Annotated in this window: 14 protein-coding genes; 4 read left to right on the top strand and 10 right to left on the bottom strand. The window is 39.7% G+C overall.

Translation table 11 applies throughout. The features are described from left to right. The 4 genes from queA to ruvC all read right to left on the bottom strand — a co-directional run bounded on the left by queA (position 1) and on the right by ruvC (position 3,244). The gene (gene queA / locus QU661_RS03230; protein WP_304990314.1) at positions 1-1,050 is read right to left on the bottom strand and encodes a tRNA preQ1(34) S-adenosylmethionine ribosyltransferase-isomerase QueA; all 1,050 of its coding nucleotides are present in this window, start codon (positions 1,048-1,050) and stop codon (positions 1-3) included. Between the two features lie 76 nt (positions 1,051-1,126). Next, entirely contained in the window at positions 1,127-2,134 is a 1,008-nt protein-coding gene (ruvB, locus tag QU661_RS03225; protein WP_304990313.1) for a Holliday junction branch migration DNA helicase RuvB, read from the bottom strand. Between the two features lie 15 nt (positions 2,135-2,149). After that, positions 2,150-2,749 (bottom strand): Holliday junction branch migration protein RuvA, encoded by a 600-nt coding sequence (gene ruvA, locus QU661_RS03220; protein WP_304990312.1) that lies wholly within the window; start codon positions 2,747-2,749, stop codon positions 2,150-2,152. Positions 2,750-2,755: 6 nt separating this feature from the next. After that, positions 2,756-3,244, bottom strand: a complete 489-nt coding sequence (gene ruvC / locus QU661_RS03215; RefSeq protein ID WP_304990458.1) for a crossover junction endodeoxyribonuclease RuvC — start codon at positions 3,242-3,244, stop codon at positions 2,756-2,758. A 158-nt stretch (positions 3,245-3,402) separates the two neighbouring features. On the opposite strand from ruvC, the gene QU661_RS03210 reads away from it, so the two are divergent. Beyond that, entirely contained in the window at positions 3,403-3,861 is a 459-nt protein-coding gene (locus QU661_RS03210; RefSeq protein ID WP_304990311.1) for an arginine repressor, read from the top strand. A 20-nt stretch (positions 3,862-3,881) separates the two neighbouring features. Next, a complete protein-coding gene (gene recN, locus QU661_RS03205; protein ID WP_304990310.1) occupies positions 3,882-5,501 on the top strand; it encodes a DNA repair protein RecN in 1,620 nt (539 codons plus the stop codon). Positions 5,502-5,576: 75 nt separating this feature from the next. Here recN and holA read toward each other — a convergent pair whose 3' ends face one another. Both holA and QU661_RS03195 read right to left on the bottom strand, forming a co-directional pair. Further along, positions 5,577-6,626 (bottom strand): DNA polymerase III subunit delta, encoded by a 1,050-nt coding sequence (holA, locus tag QU661_RS03200; protein WP_304990309.1) that lies wholly within the window; start codon positions 6,624-6,626, stop codon positions 5,577-5,579. Next, positions 6,616-9,024 carry a DNA internalization-related competence protein ComEC/Rec2 gene (locus QU661_RS03195; RefSeq protein WP_304990308.1) on the bottom strand — a complete coding sequence of 803 codons (2,409 nt, stop codon included), beginning with the start codon at positions 9,022-9,024 and terminating at the stop codon, positions 6,616-6,618. The genes holA and QU661_RS03195 overlap by 11 nt, the downstream gene beginning before the upstream one ends. A 219-nt stretch (positions 9,025-9,243) precedes the next feature. Between QU661_RS03195 and QU661_RS03190 the strand changes: the two genes are divergently transcribed. Continuing rightward, positions 9,244-12,525, top strand: coding sequence for a transglycosylase domain-containing protein (locus QU661_RS03190; protein WP_304990307.1), 3,282 nt, complete (start codon positions 9,244-9,246; stop codon positions 12,523-12,525). A gap of 145 nt (positions 12,526-12,670) precedes the next feature. Here QU661_RS03190 and QU661_RS03185 read toward each other — a convergent pair whose 3' ends face one another. After that, positions 12,671-13,510 carry a DUF975 family protein gene (locus QU661_RS03185; protein ID WP_304990306.1) on the bottom strand — a complete coding sequence of 280 codons (840 nt, stop codon included), beginning with the start codon at positions 13,508-13,510 and terminating at the stop codon, positions 12,671-12,673. An 84-nt stretch (positions 13,511-13,594) separates the two neighbouring features. Here QU661_RS03185 and QU661_RS03180 point away from each other — a divergent pair, with 84 nt between their 5' ends. Next, a complete protein-coding gene (locus QU661_RS03180) occupies positions 13,595-14,239 on the top strand; it encodes a thiamine diphosphokinase (protein ID WP_304990305.1) in 645 nt (214 codons plus the stop codon). Between the two features lie 169 nt (positions 14,240-14,408). Here QU661_RS03180 and pheT read toward each other — a convergent pair whose 3' ends face one another. From pheT to QU661_RS03165, 3 genes are all read right to left on the bottom strand, one after another. Continuing rightward, the gene (pheT, locus tag QU661_RS03175) at positions 14,409-16,835 is read right to left on the bottom strand and encodes a phenylalanine--tRNA ligase subunit beta (RefSeq protein ID WP_304990304.1); all 2,427 of its coding nucleotides are present in this window, start codon (positions 16,833-16,835) and stop codon (positions 14,409-14,411) included. A gap of 9 nt (positions 16,836-16,844) precedes the next feature. Beyond that, the gene (gene pheS, locus QU661_RS03170; RefSeq protein ID WP_304990303.1) at positions 16,845-17,882 is read right to left on the bottom strand and encodes a phenylalanine--tRNA ligase subunit alpha; all 1,038 of its coding nucleotides are present in this window, start codon (positions 17,880-17,882) and stop codon (positions 16,845-16,847) included. A gap of 181 nt (positions 17,883-18,063) precedes the next feature. Next, positions 18,064-20,082: a sodium-translocating pyrophosphatase gene (locus QU661_RS03165; RefSeq protein WP_304990302.1), complete on the bottom strand. Its 2,019-nt coding sequence runs from the start codon at positions 20,080-20,082 to the stop codon at positions 18,064-18,066. Between the last annotated feature and the right edge of the window lie 111 nt (positions 20,083-20,193).

Genomic DNA, 20,193 nt, shown 5'->3' with positions numbered 1-20,193 from the left:
CTACTTTATAAACATCGCATCGCCGTAGCTAAAGAACTTATATCTCTCACGCACAGCCTCTTCATAAGCCGCAAGAATGTGCTCCCTATCATATAGCGCCGAGACGAGCATGATCAGAGTCGACTTTGGAAGGTGGAAATTTGTAATAAGTCCATCTACGACCTTATATTTATACCCCGGATAAATGAATATCCCTGTGCTGCTATGTCCGCTCTCAATCTGCCACACCCCGTCAACCTGCTTTGCAGCACTCTCGAGAGTTCTCGTCGATGTCGTACCAACAGATATAATCCTTCTACCATCTCTAATTGCTCGGTTTATAGTTTCTGCCGTTTCAGGGTCTATGGTATATTCCTCAAAATGCATCTTGTGGTCCTCGATGTTGTCCACCTTGACCGGTCTAAAGGTTCCGATGCCGACATGAAGTGTTACGTATGCGATTTCAACGCCTTTTTCCCTCACCTTCTCAAGTAGTTCATCTGTAAAATGAAGACCTGCCGTCGGAGCAGCCACAGACCCATCTACCTTGCTATATACGGTTTGATATCTCTCCTTATCGTCATTACCTGCGTCTCGTTCGATGTATGGTGGAAGCGGCATACTTCCGATTTCTTCGAGTCGCTCCATGAATATCCCTTCGTATTCAAACTCTATTATACGTGTTCCGTTTTCTTTATCTTTAAAACCTAAGATGTGTGCCTTAAAAAGCTTGTTCTCATCTAGAACCACTGTATCGCCTTCCTTAAGTCTCTTTCCAGGCTTAACCAGGCTCTCCCACTTATCACCATCTAGGCGTTTTATGAGAAGTAGCTCAATATGCGCACCTGTCCTCTCCTTGATTCCGTATAGTCTTGCAGGAATTACCCTCGAATCATTTACGACAAGACAGTCGCCTTCATGCAGGTACTCTAGAATATCGTAGAAATGTCTATGCTCTATCGTATTCTTAGCTCTATCGAGCACCATCATCCTGCACTCATCCCTTTTTAGCGAAGGTGTCTGGGCGATTAGCTCTCTCGGAAGCTCGTAATCAAAATCTTCTAGTCTCATTTGTTCTGTATTCTCCAGTTCTAATCAGCGAGGCGCGATTACGGATACATATAGCACATATCCGCCGCGCCCCTTATTAATCTTCTTTGTAATAGGACATCAGTCCTAGGTATTCATATGCAAGCTTAGTAACCATACGTCCCTTCTGCGTACGGTACATGAGGTCTGACTGAATGAGGAACGGTTCATTGACATCCTCGAGTGTCACCCTCTCTTCGCCGATCGCACTAGCAATAGTTTCAATTCCAACCGGTCCACCGCCAAAGCTCTTGATTATCGTCTCGAGGATCTGCCTGTCTAGCTTATCCAGTCCGAGTTCGTCCACGCCTAGTGCTTCTAGTGCTTTACGTGTCACTTCGATATTAAGCTGTCCATCACTTATGACTTCACTAAAATCCCTAACCCTCTTGAGCAGTCTATTTCCGATTCTTGGTGTCCCTCTCGATCTGCTAGCTAATTCATCGAGAGACTCATCGTCTATCTCTATGCCGAGAACCTTTGCAGAGCGAAGTAGAATATTTCTGATTTCTTCGTGAGTATAGAATTCAAATTTTGTAATTATTCCAAATCTGTCTCTTAGGGGCGCCGAAAGGCTTCCTGCCCTCGTCGTAGCTCCTACTAATGTAAATTTTGCGATATCGATTCGTAGCGATCTCGCAGCAGGTCCTTTTCCGATAATGATATCTAGTGCAAAGTCTTCCATAGCGGAATACAGGACCTCTTCAACCGAACGATTTAGCCTATGAATCTCATCAATGAATAGGACGTCATTCTCATTTAAATTCGTAAGAATAGCGGCTAAGTCGCCGGCCCTGCTGATTGCGGGTCCTGACGTAATCTTGATGTCTACTCCAAGTTCATTTGCAATAATATTTGCAAGTGTAGTCTTTCCAAGACCTGGAGGTCCGTAGAAAAGCACGTGGTCTAGTGACTCACCGCGCTTCTTAGCAGCTTCAATATATATAGACAAGTTCTCCTTAGCAACTGACTGACCGCAGTACTCACTTAGGTACTGTGGTCTGAGCGTGAACTCCCCGTTTATCTCATTCGGTATAACCTTAGTCGATGTGATGTTATCTAGCATTTCCCAATCCTTCTTCTATAGCAGATACTTAAGAGCTTTCTTGATGTAAGTCTCCGCATCAAGTCCCTCATCGGTTACATGACCGATTGCCTCTTCAGCCTCAGTTTTCGAATAACCAAGTGTAGTGAGTGCCATAACAGCTTCCTGCCTCGCTTTATCAAGCCCAGGAATAGAAACTGGAGTCGCTCCTCCCATATCTGGCATAGGAACCGTGTCAACCTTATCGCATAGCTCAAGAATTACACGCTCTGCAGTCTTCTTACCTACACCCTGCGCCTTAGCAATTGCGGTAGCATCCTTATTAGCTATACTGTATTTAATCTCATCAGCTGACCCCGTCGACATAATCGCGAGACCCGCCTTTGGGCCAACACCTTTTACGGTGATTAGCTGTTCGAACAGATTCAAAGAATCAAGCTTAGAGAAACCATAAAGCGACATGCCATCTTCCTTGACCTGCATGTACGTAAATATATTTATGATATCACCCTCTCGATGGAGAAGTAGTGGCGAAGTATCCGCAACGTATATGCGAAAACCGATTCCTCCACTCGTCTCGATAATCATTGATCCCTGGTCATAATAAAGGTATTCACCTTTGATATTTCTTATCATTATCTCTTATCTCCCAATCACTTTGGAATTACGCGAATGTGCGTGACAGATAGCAGCAGCAACTGCGTCAGCTGTATCGTCAGGCTTAGGGACTTCCTTTAGATTCAGTATAGTTTTGACCATCGTCTGAACCTGCTTCTTCTCCGCCTTTCCGTAGCCTACAAGTGCTTGTTTAATCTGCATTGGTGTGTATTCAGACACCGAAAGCCCACCTTCAACGCATGCGAGCAGAGCGATTCCCCGTGCTTCTCCTACGCCGATAGCCGTCGTAACATTTCTATTAAAAAAAAGCTCCTCTATCGACGCTTCGTCTGGCTTGTACTCCTGAATTATTTCAGTCAGCCCGTCGTAGAGCAACTTTAACCGCTCAGGCATCGGCACTCCCGCCTTTGTCTCTATTGAACCGTAATGGACGGTCTTAAAGCGGTTGCCATTATAGTCTAAAATGCCATATCCCATGATGGCATAACCTGGGTCTATTCCTATAATTCTCATCATTAATCACCTCCGACATTTTACCAAAAATAGGCTGTTTTGTCTATTAATCAAGACAACGAGCGTTAATGTTTCGTATTTATTCATTCACTTGCAAATTTATGCTATAATTTATTGTGTGTTGTGTACAGAAAACCTTTTTATCATTAGGAGGACAGATGCGTTACTCAAGACAGAATAAGATATTAGAACTAATCCAAAAGCACGTAGTAGAGACACAAGATCAGCTACAGGATCTACTCGAGCAGGAAGGCTACAAAGTAACTCAAGCGACTATATCTAGAGACATTAAGGAGCTACAGCTCGTTAAAGTATCAATAGATAAGGATCGCTATAAGTACACATCCGGAAAGTTCGACATTCAGCCGATTTCTGAAAGGTTTATCAAAATTTTTAGAGAGACTATCGTCTCCTATGCCTCGGCACAAAATCTCATCGTGGTAAAGACACTTTCTGGTTGCGGAAATGCTGCAGCAGAAGCCATCGACTGTCTGAAACTCGAACACGTTGTGGGCTCAGTTGCAGGAGATAACACTCTACTTATTATTGCTGAACATGAAGAATATGTTGCAACAATTCTCAAAGTGTTCGAAGACATGATTGCCCTAAGAGAATAAATTAAAATTGAGGTATCTTAATGCTCGATCGTATTGAAATTACTAATTTTGCGACAATTGAACATATGGCATTTGACCTTGGTTCCTCTCTCAATATCATCACCGGTGAGACGGGATCTGGTAAATCTGTACTAGTGCAGGCCATCAGCACAGCCCTCGGGGACCGTGCTGATATTTCTATGATAAGAAATGGCACAGATAAAGCTCTTATTCAAGTTGTCGGGCATATTGGAGATGAAGATGTTATTATCTCACGAGAGCTTCTTAGGTCAGGAAAAAGTGTTGCAAAGCTCAATGGCGAGATAGTTTCTTTGACAAAGCTAAGAGATTTTTGCAGTGAATTCGTCGATATCCATGGACAGTACGACAATCAGCAGATACTAGATCCAGACAACCATATACTCATCACCGATAGCTACAATCACGAATCTATCGAACTGGAGCTCGCTAAGCTTAGTGACCTTTATAAACTCTATCATGAAGTCAAACGTGAATACGATCAGCTACTCCGAAGCGAGTCAGAATCGCGTAGACAGCAGGACTTCTATCAGTTCGAATTTGACTACATAGACAACCTTGATTTGCAGGCTGGTGAAGATGACGAATTAAGAGAGCAGCTAGAATTGATGCGTAACAGCGAGCGAATATACGAGGCCGTTGCCGGTTCATATAGCAAGCTAACTGATGACCCTTCGGTACTCAGTGTTCTTGGCTCATGTATGAATCAGCTTCAGGGTATCGCATCATACAGCGAAGAGCTCGGTGAACTATCAGAGAGTTTCTCTGAGCTATACTATAGCCTTGAGGATATCTCTTCTAACCTTAGGAATACAAGTGAATCTATCAACTTCTCAGAGGAAGAGATAGATCTTGTATCGTCTAGGCTAAGTGTAATTGAGGATGCTAAGCGAAAATACAATATGAGCATCGAAGAGATTATCGCATACAAAGAAGAGCTCGATAGTAAGCTTAGCGTAATCCGTAATCTTGACGATGAGAAAAAAAGACTTACTGAACTGATAGACAAGAGGTACAGCGAACTTGAAGCGCAGGCTGACATAGTTAGCAATATTAGAAAGGCCAATGCTGCTTCACTAGAAAGAGGGATGATCAAGGAACTTCAGGCTCTTGCTTTTGCAAATTCCGAATTCAAGATTGAGATAACAAGGCAGGATGACATCTCTGACCTGGGATATGACGGTGTTGAATTCCTCATATCTACAAACCCAGGTGAACCTCTGAGACCGATGGCAAAGATTGCCTCTGGTGGCGAGATTTCTCGAATTATGCTAGCCTTCAAGCACATCATCGGTAGTAGTGACAGCGTTGAGACCATGATTTTCGACGAAATCGATACTGGAATTAGCGGTAAGACCGCACTTGTGGTAGGTCATAAACTTAGCGAGATTGCCAATCATAGACAGATATTATGTATCACTCACCTACCTCAAATTGCCGCTTCTGGAGATGATAACTTCTCGATTGAAAAAGAGATTTCAGATGGAAAATCTCACACAGTTATCGAACACCTAGATGAGTCAGGAAAACTTGAGATGCTTGCGAGATTAATAAGCGGTGCTCCAGACAGTATCAATGCACTTGAAGCTGCTAGAGAGCTAGTCGCATCAGTTAAACAATAAAGCTTGAGGCTATGCCTCAAGCTTTTTCCGTTTATCCAGTTTATCGTCGGTGATTTTTGTGTACTTTTACATTAGCTACCAGTTAAATACAAATAGTTCAAGTGATGTATTCTTATCCATCTCACCTGACTTTAGCAATCTATCAGTATCGTATAGTTCAATCAAGGCTTTCTTAATCTTAGACTTACCAACTTTTCTAGCTGCAGCGTACGCCTTTTTGAGACGATACTCATTCACTCCAAGGTTCTTAGCCATAGCTTTGATTGGCATGCCCTCATCATCTAGTTCAAGTGAATCATACATAATCTCAAACTGGCCTATTAATGTAGATGCAAGTGAGAATACATTTCCTTTACCTTTTGAGTTTTCACCAGCAGAAATGGTGTTTATGAGAAGCTGCATAGCCATGCTCTTCTTACCAGCTAGTAAATAGTCAATGAAGTTAAACACGAATCTATCCTTATCACCAATCATTATCTCTTCTATGAGCTGCTTTGATACAGTATCTTCATCAGAAGCATTGACTAGCTTCGTAAGGTCCGATTCCATCCTGTATAGATCATATTCACTGTCATTATTGAGATAGCCAGAGATATCTACAAGATAATCCATATCGCGAGCACCAATCAACTTGCCAGCTGAGCGAATTCGCTTGTTTACAAATGATTTAAGTTCCGCTAGATTCAGCCTCTCGAAATTATATGTACTACATAACCCAGATATTTTGGTAGCAAAAGCATTTAACTTCTCCTTCTTGCCAGGGCTCGCAAGTGGCTCCAGATAAAATAAGAGAATCGTCGATGGATTTGGGTTGCTGAGATACTCGAGAATCGGAGTAGTTTCAGTTACGGCGCTCTTTTTTATTAACGGCTGATAATTTTTAACCGTCAACACTCTTGTGTTGGTAAACATTGTCATGGTATTAGCAGTTTCAACGATTTCCTGTGCTGTTATATTCTCTCCATCGAGATCTGTTACTACGTAGTTTCTGTCAGCCTCACTCGAATTATTTTCTATAATGCCCTTTACAGCCCAGGCGGTAAGGAATCCCTCTTCGCCATAGAGAAAAATGTTACTGCCTATTACACCACTCTTTATGTCTTTACTAAACTCTTTAAATGACATCCTTAATCATCCTATCGATTCTAATCTTGTTGTTACTAATATCTACGCCAATAGCTCCTTCTTTATCATTTCTATAGACACTAATCCCACGCTTTTTAAAGCGCTCTATTACTCCTGCATTAGGATGGCCATATGTATTATGTTCACCAACCTGGATAATTGCAATTCTCGGGTTTACAGCATCTATAAACTTTTCATTAGAGCTATACCTGCTTCCGTGATGCGCTACTTTGAGGATATCGCATTTTAACACGTCAGTAGATTTGTAGTATTCTATCATATCCAGTTCATCTGCCTCAACTAAGTCCCCAGTTAACATTATCTTAATACCATTATAGTGTAGTATGTATACGGTATTTAATTCATTATCATCAGATTCACTCGTCGCTATCCTATCATCCATCGGCCAAATAGCTTCTATCCAAACGCCTTTTGCAAGCCTTATCTTATCTTTAAATCTAACTAAATTTAAATGCCTCCCTTTCACTTGGTATCTGTATGGATATGGAACCATATACTGCTTTACAGGATACACTTCGCCTAACTCCATGGCACCTTTGCAGTGATCCATATGCATGTGGGTAAATACACTTATGTCTAGATTGCTACATCCATTCTTCAAAAAGTACTCTTTTAGTACCTTCTCTCCTATATTCCGTTTCTTTTCGCCGCCTCCATCTAGAAGCACATCATAATTGTCTGTTCGTATATGTATTCCATCACCTTGCCCGACATCAATAAACACTAATTCATACTCCATAAATATATTTCGATACGCAGCACCTACTGTAATAGACATACACAAAATGAGTATTAATGATTGCAATACGACGAAATAACGTTTCCGTAGTAGCATAACGATATTGAACTCTGAACATATATAGAATAGTAACGCATAGATTGAAATTACCGTCGCTATTTTCATAGAGCTAATGGAATATGAGTATTTACCACCCATATTAAGCAAGTGATTGAGCCTAGTTATGATTTCTGTCAGATAAAAAATCTCGCTTTTTATTATTATTCCTGCTTTGCCGATTATTGAGTACGTAGCTAGTCCGAATATGGAAAATGGCACTAATATACCTATTAATGCAACAATCGGTACATTTATTAAAAATCCTATTGGGTTAATTTTGTTAAACGTAAACATCGTATAAGGAATCATCGAGAGCTGAATTGCCAGTAAAAATCCTCCTCTCTTTCCAGTTAATCTGCTAAGTGGATCATTGAAAAAAGCAATCCCACACACCGCAAGAAAAGACATCTGAAAGCTAGCGCTGAAAAGCAAGAATGGATTATATATCAGCAGCATTATAAAGGATAAAGCCAATGAAGATAATAGATCAAACGGACGCTTTAGATAAAAGGCCATAATTGCAGTACATGTAAGAATTACCGCTCTTGTAGTCGAAACATTCCAAGTAGCGAGTTCACCATATCCAAGCATTGCTATCATCGTCATAATCCCTACGATTCCTCCATGGCGCCCCATAGCCATGAGTCTTAACATCCCATATATTGCCCCAACGTGCAATCCACTAACGGCAAGTACATGCGCCGTAGTATTTTCCCGAAACTCCTTGATTGTATCTTCATCTATGTCGTCGGTATCTCCAAAGGTTACACCTTTTATAAATCCATATGCTTTATTTCTCCCATCCGATACATTTCTTGCAAACCCTTCTTTGGTATTATTTAAAGAATGCCTCATAATCCAGAGTTTGCTTGTTTCCACACTCTTGATTTCGCTTATATTTGTTACTTTCATGATGTATGTAATCTTCTTGGTCAGAAGATATCGCCTATAATCAAAACATCCCGGATTACGAGCTACGGTCGGAACTTTTATTATTCCCTGCACCTTTACTTGCTTTCCATAAAGTTTCATTCCAAGTTTATGATTCATGTCTTTATATTTAATTTTTGTATTACTATAGCCAGCATTTGTTCTAGCTTTGAAGCCATCACCTCTCCCTCTAATAAATCCTTTCAATTTCCGACATCTAACAATAGTTTCATTCCCTAGCGAATAGGTTTTTACATCAATCGTAAGACCTTTATCGTTGTCTTTATAATCTATTACTCGTCCCTCAATATAATTATAATTTGATAGTTTATTAGGCATCATTGGTTTCATATCATGTTCATGAATTGCATAATTCATACAACCGACGCAGAATATAAATACACAAAGAATAGTGTCCCTTCTTATATATTTTCTTGTGATTTCCTGTTCTATCACTGTTCTTATGCAAACTACACGATAAATAGAAAATAAAAATAGTGCAGTCACCGAAAAAGCTTTAACCGGACTTCCCTTATTTATAAATATGTCAGCAACAACAATACCTAGCGCCAGAGACACACTTAGAGCAACAATCCTTCTTCTAAACATACTTAACACCACCGCTTAACAAACGTCTATAATATTAAGTTTTATATATTTATCAGATGTTATCACGCGCAGGAATTCCCTTCAGCACATATTTAATTTATACAGATAATGATCATCTAATATGCACATATAATCTTCACATTAAAATCGTCCTGAATGTTCATTTTTCAAGTGATTCATGGTAGAATAATATGTCATATTTTATTTAAGAGGCAATTTATGGAAAACAATTCAACAAACATAAAAGAATTAATAAAAAAACTACAGAATGGCGAACGCCTTTCCTCAGAAGAAATGCGCATAGTCGCAAATCATGTAGCACAATTGAAGTTTGAAAAAGCACAGCGTGAAAAGCGTGCACAGGCTGCTAACGGAATCGAGAAAAAAGGTCTTTCCTTCCATGAGCAGGTTGCTAAGGCTGATACAGAAGCAAAAAAGAATAGATTGAAAAATAATCTTGAGAAATATTCTGTAAAACATAATAACAGTACTGATGAAACAGCACTTAACAGCAAAGCTCGAATAATTAGCAAAGATGGCAAGGCTGCTTTTCATGAACAAGTTGCTAAAGCTGAGGCCGAAGCTGCAAAACATGATAAATCAATACGAAAAAGAGCAAAAGAAGAAAAGAAGCTTTTAAAACAGGAACAGAAAGCTAAGACACGCGGTGAAGATGGAGGCTTTAAACCTAAGCGTGATCTTAGACACCCTGTTCAGTTTATCAAGCGCGTATTTACTAAGCCAAACCCATACTATACACCTGGAGCTGGAGAGTACATCATGGTAGCTGGAAAAAAAGTTAAGAATAAGGCTCGTACATTCAGCATAAAGTATGCTATACGCAACTTTATCGTTATGGGTGTAGTGATGACGCTTATGTTTTCAATCTACGCATCAGTGGTTATCGCCTTCGCTCCTAAGATCAATCCTCATAAGATTTATGATCAAATTTCAACTGATACGATTATATACGATGATACCGGTAAGCGTGTTGGAAGTGTCAATAATGGTGAAAGTCGTACTATTATCAAATATAAAGATATTCCGAAGCACACAGTTGATGCATTTGTGGCTCTTGAGGATAAAACCTTCTGGAAACACCATGGTTTCAACTGGACGAGAATGGCAGGAGCTATAGTCTCCTCTTTTGGACATGGAAACATTCGTGGTACGAGTACACTTACCCAGCAGTTAGCAAGGAACGTGTATCTACCAAATATTAAGAGTCAACGATCCGTTCGCCGTAAAATTCTCGAGATGTATTATGCTGCTAAAATTGAGAGAACCCTAACTAAAAAAGAGATTTTTGCAGCATATGTAAACAGCATTTACTTTGGATATGGCAACTACGGTATAGAGAATGCTTCAAAGACTTATTTTTCAAAGAGCGTAAGCGAGCTTTCTATAAAAGAAAGTGCCGCTCTTGCTTCAATGCCACAGTCTCCAGATACGTATTCACTAATTCAAAATGCTGATTCTCCACTTGCATCGAAGGAAACGTCAACTCCTATTAAGGTAAGTGGGAAGACTTACATTGCAAATGATATTTCAAAATCACGTCGTCAGATTGCCCTTAAGCTTATGTATAATCAGGGCTATATCACAAAGGCTCAATATGATGATAATGCATCTGCTAATCTTGTAGATTTCATAAACCCTTCATTAAGTTCTGAAAGTGAAGCAAGCACTTCTTACTTCACCGATTATACTGTGAATCAGGTAATCAAAGCTCTTATGAAGAAGTATAAACTCGACTACAAGAGTGCGCGTGATATGGTTTACAATGGCGGTCTCAAGATTTACTCGACCATGGATTCCAAGGCACAGAAAGCCGTTGAAGATGGATTTAATGAAGGTAGCTACTTCCCTTCACTAACCGGACTTAAAAAAGATAGTTCAGGAAATATCGTAAGTGATAAGGGTTCTATTACTCTCTATGCATACAATAATATGATTCAAGATGATAAATTCGTACTTCAAGATGGCGAGTATAAGAATAACGCTGATGGTTCAATCACACTTTACAAGAACAAGCGACTAAATATTTACAAGACTTCCACGGCTAATGGTACTGATTATAGCCTTGAGCTAAAACCTTCATATGTAATAGAAAATAGTAGCTTGTACATAGTTCCAGGCGGATATATCAATATTCCAAGCAATAGCAAGTCCATGGATAAATCTGGCAATCTTGTAATCAGTGCTAAATTCATAAAGAATAACAGCAAGTTAGTAACGACCGTCAATGGAAATCCAGCTTTCACTGACAAGCTATATATACTGCAGGATAAAGTTATACAGCCTCAAGGAGCTATGGTAATCACTGAAGTTGGTACTGGAAAAGTAAAAGCCATGGTTGGTGGTCGTGGCGTTACTGGAAAACAACTATATAACCGCGCAATTAACCCTAGACAGCCTGGTTCTTCAATAAAACCACTCGCAGTATACAGTGCAGCACTACAGAGAAGTTATGAATATGCTGAGCAAGGTCAGAAATACCCACTTGTCGATCCAGGAAACGATAAGCAAGGAACTGATAACTACGGTGATTATCTAACCGCCGCATCGATTATTATCGACGAACCAATTAAGATTAACGGCAGAATTTGGCCTAAGAATTCAAACAACAAATACTCTGGACCTATGACAATGCGTAAAGGTATGCAAACTTCAACAAACGTTGTTGCTGTAAAATTATATGAGCAGATTGGTGCAGACTATTCTGCTAGCATGGTTGAGAAGTACGGAATTAGCACACTCAATAAGTCAGCAAATGGAGATATGAACCCTGCTGCACTTGCTCTCGGTGGCCTATCAAAGGGTGTTTCCCCCTATGAGATGGCGGAAGCATATGCTACCTTCCCTAATGGTGGCGTTCGCGTTGAGAATAGAGTGTTTACAAAAGTTGTAGATAGAGATGGGCACACAATTCTTACAACTGAAAAGAAGAAGCACAAAGTCCTGGACGAAGGTGTTGCTTATATCATGGTTACAATGCTTAAGTCCGTTGTAAATGGTGGAACAGGTTCAAATGCTGCTATCTCTGGTGTTGAAGTTGGAGGTAAGACAGGTACTACAAATAGCAACTACGATATATGGTTTGATGGAATCACACCAAAATATGCAGCTTCTCTATGGATTGGTACCGATGTGAATATTCCTTTAACTTCTTCTTCAGTTTCTGCCGCAAGCCTGTGGTCAAGAATCATGCGTAATGTTCCTAATATTAGAAAAGGCTCATACAAGCCAGCTCCTTCTAATGTTGTCCATAAGAACGGAGAATACTTCACCAAGGGAACAGAAGGTGGACTAGGTAATAAACCTAGCGAAAAATCTGAAGAAACTGAGACTATCGAAGAAGAGCAGGAGCAAACCAATCAGTCGCAGAACGATAATAGCGGTTCCAATAATAGCCAGGGTAACAACCAGGGCAACCAGAATAATCAAGGCAATCAGGGTAATAATCAAGGAAATAACCAAGGGCAGTCAAATAATCCATAATTAAAATTTTTTAGCATCATCATATAATATCCTAAAGACTAGCACGTAAATAGCGGGGATTCTCAAACTTCAACAGAGACTCCCCGCCTTATTTATTAGCAATTATTTCAGTCTTAGTATTGAATTTTATTATGGTTTACTGAATTTATTTCTTAAATATCTTAGCTCTTGCTCCTGCTCTAAACACCGATTCACCCTTATAAGTAAAATTTCTAAAACCCTTTGCAACCATTAATTCGTAAAATACTGTCTCTCCAAAGAAAATATTCCCCATTGCATGATATATAGGAAGTTTAAGTATGAATGTAATGAAAATTGCAACTAATTTCGTATAGCTCCCCACCTCAGGCATTCCCATAACGGAAAATAATACTAGTGGTATGCTAGAAAAAATTACAAACGGGATATATGTCATATCTAGCTGGAACATTCGAAACTTATTCCCTGCCATCAATCTCCGGCTTTCTGTTAGGCAACTAATTGCACTTTTAGATGGATCCTCAGCTAATATATTGAATGCCTGCCTAAACATATAAAATGCAATCACGCCTGGCACTATCAAGAACATTGCTAGGATTGATATTGTAGTCATCTGAATTATATAAATTAGCGTAGCACTAAAGAAAAATCTTACTCCATCGAGGATTGACGGGTAGTCTATTTGTTTATTTCTTAGATATCTGAGTATATAGAACGAACGCCCAAGCATCAGGACGCCACCAAGCGCCACAACATATACAAACGATGAAAACGCAATATCTGGTAATTCAGCAAGAAGTTTGGGATTAATATCTTCTGAAACAACTTTAAAATATGATCTAGGCACAAAGAAACCCAGGACATCTGGTACCAAATCCATAAACACATAAAATAAAATGATTCCTAAGATATATTGAATCATGGTATCCTTCATGTGCATTATCGACAGATACCTTATCTCGCCCAAATCTTCTTGAACAATGTAATGATTATTATTTTCAGTCATTATAGCTCACTTTCTAGTTTAGAATCGTCTCTAATTGTAATATACTAAAAGTAGTAATTCAAGATTTAAGGATTAGGTGACACAATGTATAATACAGCTTTAATTATCCTATCATTTGTTGAAAAGATAGATATATCTCACTTAAATACACTCTCTTGTACTAGCGATTACATTATATGTGCGGACGGTGGTGTAGATATAGCGAACACATATGGCATAAGGCCAGACTGCGTGATTGGAGATTTTGATTCCACAGTCACGAGCAACCGCCTAGATTGCCTATACATCACACTACCTTCTGAAAAAGATCTCACCGATACTGAAGCTGCTATCAATCACGCAATTGAACTAGGCATTAGAGATATAACGGTGTATGGTGGAATAGGTGGCAGGCTTGATCATACTTTAGGCAATGTAGGCCTACTTGAAAAATATATTGGCAAGCTTGATCACCTCGAATTCATGGATGGGAAAAATTCTATGCAGCTACTTGATAGTGAATCATGCAATTCAATATTACTAACTCACACCTCTGCATATAGATATTTCTCACTTGTATCATTAGATTCAATTGCAGATGGTGTTTCCATCACAGGAGCTAAATATAACCTCGATAACGCTTCAATTTCTCGAGCATCGACACTTTGCATCTCGAACGAGATTATTCTTAATCAGGCACATATTTCTGTGCATCATGGCAAGGTTCTGTTAATACGCTCTGGAGATTAGTTGAGGAATATTCACCTAATCTCATATGGATGTTAAAGTCATTGGACTATTTATCACAGTCTTTTTCTATAACTATAATAAAAATTATTCACGCTAAAAGGGTCGCTGTATCAATTCAGTGACCCTTTTAATTTAGACCAGATATATTGATGTGATAATCATAAGCTCGTTACTCTTCTCTAAGAGTAACTCCAGTTTTCTTGGCAAGTACATTTAAGATATTCTTAGTCTTTTTTTCGATTTGCTTGGCAGTCATGGTGCTATCATCATTTCCAAGCTTTATACGAAGCATTATGGATTTCTTGCCTTCTGGAATTTGAGAGCCTCTGTACTCTTCTATGAAGCTAACTTCCTTAGCCATATATTTGATTGCCTCATATATGTCTTCCCATTTGACATCTTCATCTGCTAGAAGTGATAAATCTTCCTCTACAAGAGGAAATTGTGGCAAGTGTACAAATTCGTTTGTTCTTGATGTAAATGGAACTAGTTTCTTTACATCTAGTTCAAACACAGCAGCACTAGCCTTTTTTACACCAGCATCAGAAAGCGTTGCAACTGAGATTAGCCCAAGTGATCCTATAATCTCTTTCTCATCATTTAAGATATTGAGATATACTTCCGAATCAGCCCATGATGGTCTCTCAATCTGCTTAAACTGATATTCATTCATATGACAATACCTTGGCAGTGATTCCACTACACCCTTCGTTTCATAGAATAAAGATTTTGCATCCTTACCTACCATTGCACCTGTGAGCATAAGTTTGTGAACTGGCAGTGTCTCATCTTCTGATGAGGGGTGAAACTCTCCCTTTTCAAAAACTTCTGCAACCTCAAAAATTTTAAACTCATCGTAGTATCTGAGGTTCTTTACGACAGCTTCAAGCGCACCAGGTACCAGCGACTGCCTTAAAGTCGCTAACTCTGGAGCTGGAGGAGTCGCAAGTCTAACTCCATTATCCATATCAATCTTAGCCGCTTTTATATATTTCTCATCAATCCAAGGATAAGTGAATATCTCGTTAAATCCACACCTGAAAGCTAGGTGCTCTCTTAGATGTCTGTTGAGATCCATGTCTATTTGGTGAACTGCACTTTCAAAGTTAACAGGTAATGGCTTCGCTTCGAAATTTTCATAGCCAATTAATCTTGCAATCTCGCCAAGCACATCGTCTCTCATCGAGATATCCCCTGTTGAACGCCACGTTGGCGCAAGTGTATGAAATACTCCTTTATTGAATTCAACATCAAATCCTAGGCGTCTCAATGTATCTGAAATCTCATTATCATCGAGAACCTTTCCAAGCCTAGTATCAAGGAAAGCCTTTGTAACATGAACCTCAGCTCTCTTAGTTACTACTGGATTTACATCCTTAAACGCAGTGAATTCAGCTTCAGGGAATATTTCCTTAAAAAGTTTAACACCAAGCGCGAGCCCCTGATTAACTCTCTGGGTATCGATTCCTTTTTCATACCTTATGGATGCATCCGTCTTCTCATCAAAGCGCTTTCCTGTATTTCTGATAGCGCCTGCGGTGAAGTTCGCTACTTCAAGAACAACATCAACTGTATCATCAAGTATAGAGTCCTTTTTGCCGCCTCTGATTCCTGCAAGCGCAATTGGACCTTCAACATCGCAAATAACCAAATCTTCAGGAGTAAGTTCAATATTTTCCCCATCGAGCAGTTCTAGTTTCTCATCGGACTTTGCGTTGCGAACGATAATCTTCCCACCTGTAACGTGAGTTCTATCAAATGCATGTGTTGGCTGTCCGACACTGAGCATTATGTAGTTAGTTATATCGACAATAGCATTGATTGGCCTCATGCCACCGTTAATAATAGCTGTTTTCATCCATAGAGGTGATTCTTTAATAGATAGATTTCTAATCTCTAAGCATGCATATCTATAGCATTTTTCCGTACAGTCAATTTCAACGTCATAATCCTTAAGTCCTTCTGGTACAACAAATTCGTCAAGAGGCTTTAAAGGTAATTTGTAAATTGCCGCTAATTCCCTTGCAATACCATAGTGCCCCCATAGATCAGGTCTATTCGTCAGCGACTTATTATCAATCTCAAGAACGGTATCATTCATGCCGATTACATCTGCTATGTTCTGTCCAGGAATTGCATCAATATCTCCGAGATCAACAATTACAGTAGGATCATCAGTTGGATAAAGATCTTCAAGATAAACCTCTTCCGCTCCACAGATCATGCCATACGAAGTTACTCCACGCATCTTCGTTTCTTTAATCTTCATGAGCTCATTTTCACCATGCCAGTAAACCTCGGCACCTGGCTTAGAAACAACAACTTTTTCACCCTCGTACAAGTTCGAACCACCGCATACAATCTGTACGTCCTCTGCTTCACCGATATCTACCATACAAACTCTGAGTTTATCAGCATTAGGGTGCGCATTAACTGCTGTAATCTTACCAACAACAACATCATGGAACTTTTCAGCAGTATCAACAACATCTTCAACCTCAACAGTTCTCATAGTTAAATCATATGCAATTTGAGAATTCGTCAAATCCACAGGTATATCGATATATTCTTTTACCCAATTAAGTGATACTTTCATAATGCCCTCCTACTTGAACTGCTCTAAGAATCTAAGGTCAGCACTATGGAAAAGTCTAACATCATCTACTCCGTAGCGCATCATAACGAGTCTATCCAGACCAATGTTAGTGTAGAAACCAGTCCACACATCAGGATCAAGGTTAGCAGCCCTAAGAACATTTGGATGAATAACACCACCAGGCATAACCTCAATCCAACCATTCTGATTGCATACTCTACACCCCTTACCACCACAAACGAGACACTCCATATCAATTTCATATCCAGGCTCAGTAAATGGAAAGAAACCCTCACGCATACGTACGTTTATCTTCCTACCAAATACTTTTTCAAGAATAGTCTCTATCATTACCTTCCCGGATGAGAAAGATAAGTCCTTATCAACGATGAGAGCCTCATATTGGAAAAAAGCTCTTTCATGCCTTGCATCAGTGTTCTCATTTCTATATACACGACCAGGGTATACAAATCTAGTTGGTGCGCCAACTTCAAGCAGGCGTCTAACTGATGCACCAGTTAAATGCGGTCTAAGACAAAGTCTATCTGTTCCGCTCTTGTTCTCCGTACCTTCAATCCAGTATGTATCCATCATCTGTCTTGCCGGATGATCTACTGGGAAATTCAAGTTGTCAAAAGCATACTTCTCACTGCTAATATCATTTTCACTAAATATCTCAAAGCCCAAGGAGAGAAAGGCATCGTTGAGGTCGTAGCACATCTGAGTGATTGGATGAAGTGCACCGCTCTTTATAGGTGTGCCAGGTAAAGTAAGATCTATTTTCTCATCAACAGCAGATTTCGATGCAACGAGTTCTTCTTCTCTCTCACTAATTTTTTCTGCAAAGAAATTCTTAATTTCATTCGCCTTCATCCCAACTGATTTTCTCATTTCTGGTTCAAGCTTACCAAGATTTTTGAGCACATCAGTTAGCGTCCCCTTTTTACCTGTTAGTTCTCTACGAACATCTTGTAAAGCTTCAACACTTCCAGCGTTTGCAATACGTAAAAGACCATTTTCACGTATCTCTTCTAATCTATTATGCATAACTTAGGCCCTCCTTGTAAGCATGCTATCTTAAAAATATACCCAAATATTTTATCATTTTTTGTTATTTTATTCAACAATACTGAAAGTCTCATTTCGTACAAAATTAAGTATTTTCACTATAAAAGGACATGTGCGTTAGTACATGTCCTTGTTTTTAATATTAATATTTACCTATCCCTTAAAAGAGGATCCCGCCGAAATGAACAAACACAGGCGCAAATACAAGCGAAACAATAGTCATAAGCTTAATAAGTATATTGATTGATGGACCGGATGTATCCTTGAATGGATCACCAACAGTATCACCAACAACTGTAGCTTTATGAGTCTCACTTCCCTTTCCACCATATGCTCCACTCTCAACATATTTCTTTGCATTGTCCCATGCACCACCGGCATTAGCCATCATGATGGCTAGAAGAACACCTGAGGCAAGTGAACCGGCAAGCATTCCACCTAGCGCCTCGGTTCCAAGTAGCAAACCGATCAGTAAAGGCGCAACAATAGCAAGTAGCCCAGGGGCAATCATCTCATGAAGAGCAGCACCTGTTGAGATATGAACGCATCTAGCATAGTCAGGCTTTGCATTCCCTTCCATGATACCTTTGTTCTCACGGAACTGGCGTCTTACCTCTTCAATCATCTCATTTGCAGCTTTCCCTACAGAATTCATAGTCATAGCCGAGAATAGGAACGGAAGCATTGCCCCGATAAATAAACCAACAATTACCAGTGGGTTAAGCAAACTTATCTGATTTAATTTTGCCGAAACAGCAAATGATGCAAATAATGCAAGTGCCGTAAGTGCAGCTGACCCGATAGCGAACCCTTTACCGATAGCAGCTGTTGTGTTACCAACAGAATCAAGTGTATCAGTAATCTCTCTTACGCTCTCAGGTAGTTCTGACATTTCGGCAATACCACCAGCATTGTCAGAAACCGGACCGTAAGCATCTACAGCAACTGTCATACCTGTTGTAGATAACATACCTACAGCAGCTAAAGCAATACCATAAAGTCCTGCAAAATTGTATGCAACGATAATACCTACACAGATAAAGATAATTGGCCAGAATGTCGAACTCATTCCAACACCAAATCCGCTGATGATTGTAGTAGCGGATCCAGTCTGTGACTGCTCAGCAATTTTTTTAACAAATCTGTATGAATCTGAAGTATAAACTTCTGTTATAGCACCTATAATAACACCAACTAATAGCCCTGCAATAATCGCATATGCATAAGTAAGTGATCCTAGAAGCTTGTTACTTAATACGAGTGATCCGATTATTACAATGGCACTGCTCACATAAGTTCCAACATTTAGTGATTTGGCAGGGTTAATATTTGCACTTCCCCTTACGCACAGTACTCCTATTACAGATGCAAGGATACCTACTGCAGAAATCAGTAGCGGGAATATTGCTGCAGTTGCCTCTGTAAATGTTCCAGTAACACCTGAAGCGTCAACAGCGACGGCAGCTAGAGTTACAGCAGAAATAATAGATCCAACATATGATTCGAATAGGTCAGATCCCATTCCAGCAACATCACCTACATTATCTCCAACGTTATCCGCAATAACAGCCGGATTTCTTGGATCATCCTCAGGAATACCTGCTTCAACCTTACCTACAAGGTCAGCACCAACGTCAGCGGCCTTAGTATAAATACCTCCACCTACACGTCCGAATAGGGCCATCGATGAAGCTCCTAGACCAAAGCTCGTAATACACTGCATGATTGTAGCTAAATCAAGAACAACTACAACAATTCCTAGTCCTAAAAGTCCTAGTCCTGCAACACAAAGTCCCATTACTGCACCACTTCTAAATGCAATTTTGAGAGCTCGTGGCATGCCAGATTCCATAGCAGCATTAGCAGTTCTTACATTACCCTTTGTAGCAACATTCATACCAAAGAATCCTGCAAGTACAGAAAGCAGAGCACCGCATACATAGAGAACGGCAGATGTCCAATTAATTGCAAATCCAATGAGAACAAATAGCGCAACGATTACAATAATCATCGTCTTATATTCTCTCTTTAGAAATGCAAATGCACCCTCTCTGATGTAGCCGGATATTTCCTTCATTCTGTCAGTACCTTCCGACGCCTTACCTACCCACGAAGCAAGTGCGAAAGCTACAAGCAGACCGATTAATGCCGCAGCAGGAACCATCCACTTAATCGCCATAATAAACCTCCTTGAAATATGAGAAAAAGATTCTCAAATTCCTAAACAATAAAATAAAAATATATTAAAGATATACAGAAGCTCATTCCTAAACCTCTGTATATCAACATA

The organism is Mogibacterium neglectum (genome assembly GCF_030644205.1).
Classification (GTDB): Bacteria; Bacillota; Clostridia; order Peptostreptococcales; family Anaerovoracaceae; genus Mogibacterium; species Mogibacterium neglectum.
Note: the sequence above shows the minus strand (reverse complement) of the source record. Positions and strands in the feature narration are given on the sequence as shown.

What these genes read in the sequence shown, in the direction of transcription:
- QU661_RS03165 (WP_304990302.1), bottom strand. Translation starts at nt 20,082, where the DNA reads ATGGCGATTAAGTGGATGGTTCCTGCTGCGGCATTAATCGGTCTGCTT.
- QU661_RS03190 (WP_304990307.1), top strand. Translation starts at nt 9,244, where the DNA reads ATGGAAAACAATTCAACAAACATAAAAGAATTAATAAAAAAACTACAG.
- holA (WP_304990309.1), bottom strand. Translation starts at nt 6,626, where the DNA reads ATGTCATTTAAAGAGTTTAGTAAAGACATAAAGAGTGGTGTAATAGGC.
- pheS (WP_304990303.1), bottom strand. Translation starts at nt 17,882, where the DNA reads ATGCATAATAGATTAGAAGAGATACGTGAAAATGGTCTTTTACGTATT.
- QU661_RS03210 (WP_304990311.1), top strand. Translation starts at nt 3,403, where the DNA reads ATGCGTTACTCAAGACAGAATAAGATATTAGAACTAATCCAAAAGCAC.
- pheT (WP_304990304.1), bottom strand. Translation starts at nt 16,835, where the DNA reads ATGAAAGTATCACTTAATTGGGTAAAAGAATATATCGATATACCTGTG.
- QU661_RS03185 (WP_304990306.1), bottom strand. Translation starts at nt 13,510, where the DNA reads ATGACTGAAAATAATAATCATTACATTGTTCAAGAAGATTTGGGCGAG.
- ruvA (WP_304990312.1), bottom strand. Translation starts at nt 2,749, where the DNA reads ATGATAAGAAATATCAAAGGTGAATACCTTTATTATGACCAGGGATCA.
- QU661_RS03195 (WP_304990308.1), bottom strand. Translation starts at nt 9,024, where the DNA reads ATGTTTAGAAGAAGGATTGTTGCTCTAAGTGTGTCTCTGGCGCTAGGT.
- QU661_RS03180 (WP_304990305.1), top strand. Translation starts at nt 13,595, where the DNA reads ATGTATAATACAGCTTTAATTATCCTATCATTTGTTGAAAAGATAGAT.
- ruvB (WP_304990313.1), bottom strand. Translation starts at nt 2,134, where the DNA reads ATGCTAGATAACATCACATCGACTAAGGTTATACCGAATGAGATAAAC.
- recN (WP_304990310.1), top strand. Translation starts at nt 3,882, where the DNA reads ATGCTCGATCGTATTGAAATTACTAATTTTGCGACAATTGAACATATG.
- queA (WP_304990314.1), bottom strand. Translation starts at nt 1,050, where the DNA reads ATGAGACTAGAAGATTTTGATTACGAGCTTCCGAGAGAGCTAATCGCC.
- ruvC (WP_304990458.1), bottom strand. Translation starts at nt 3,244, where the DNA reads ATGAGAATTATAGGAATAGACCCAGGTTATGCCATCATGGGATATGGC.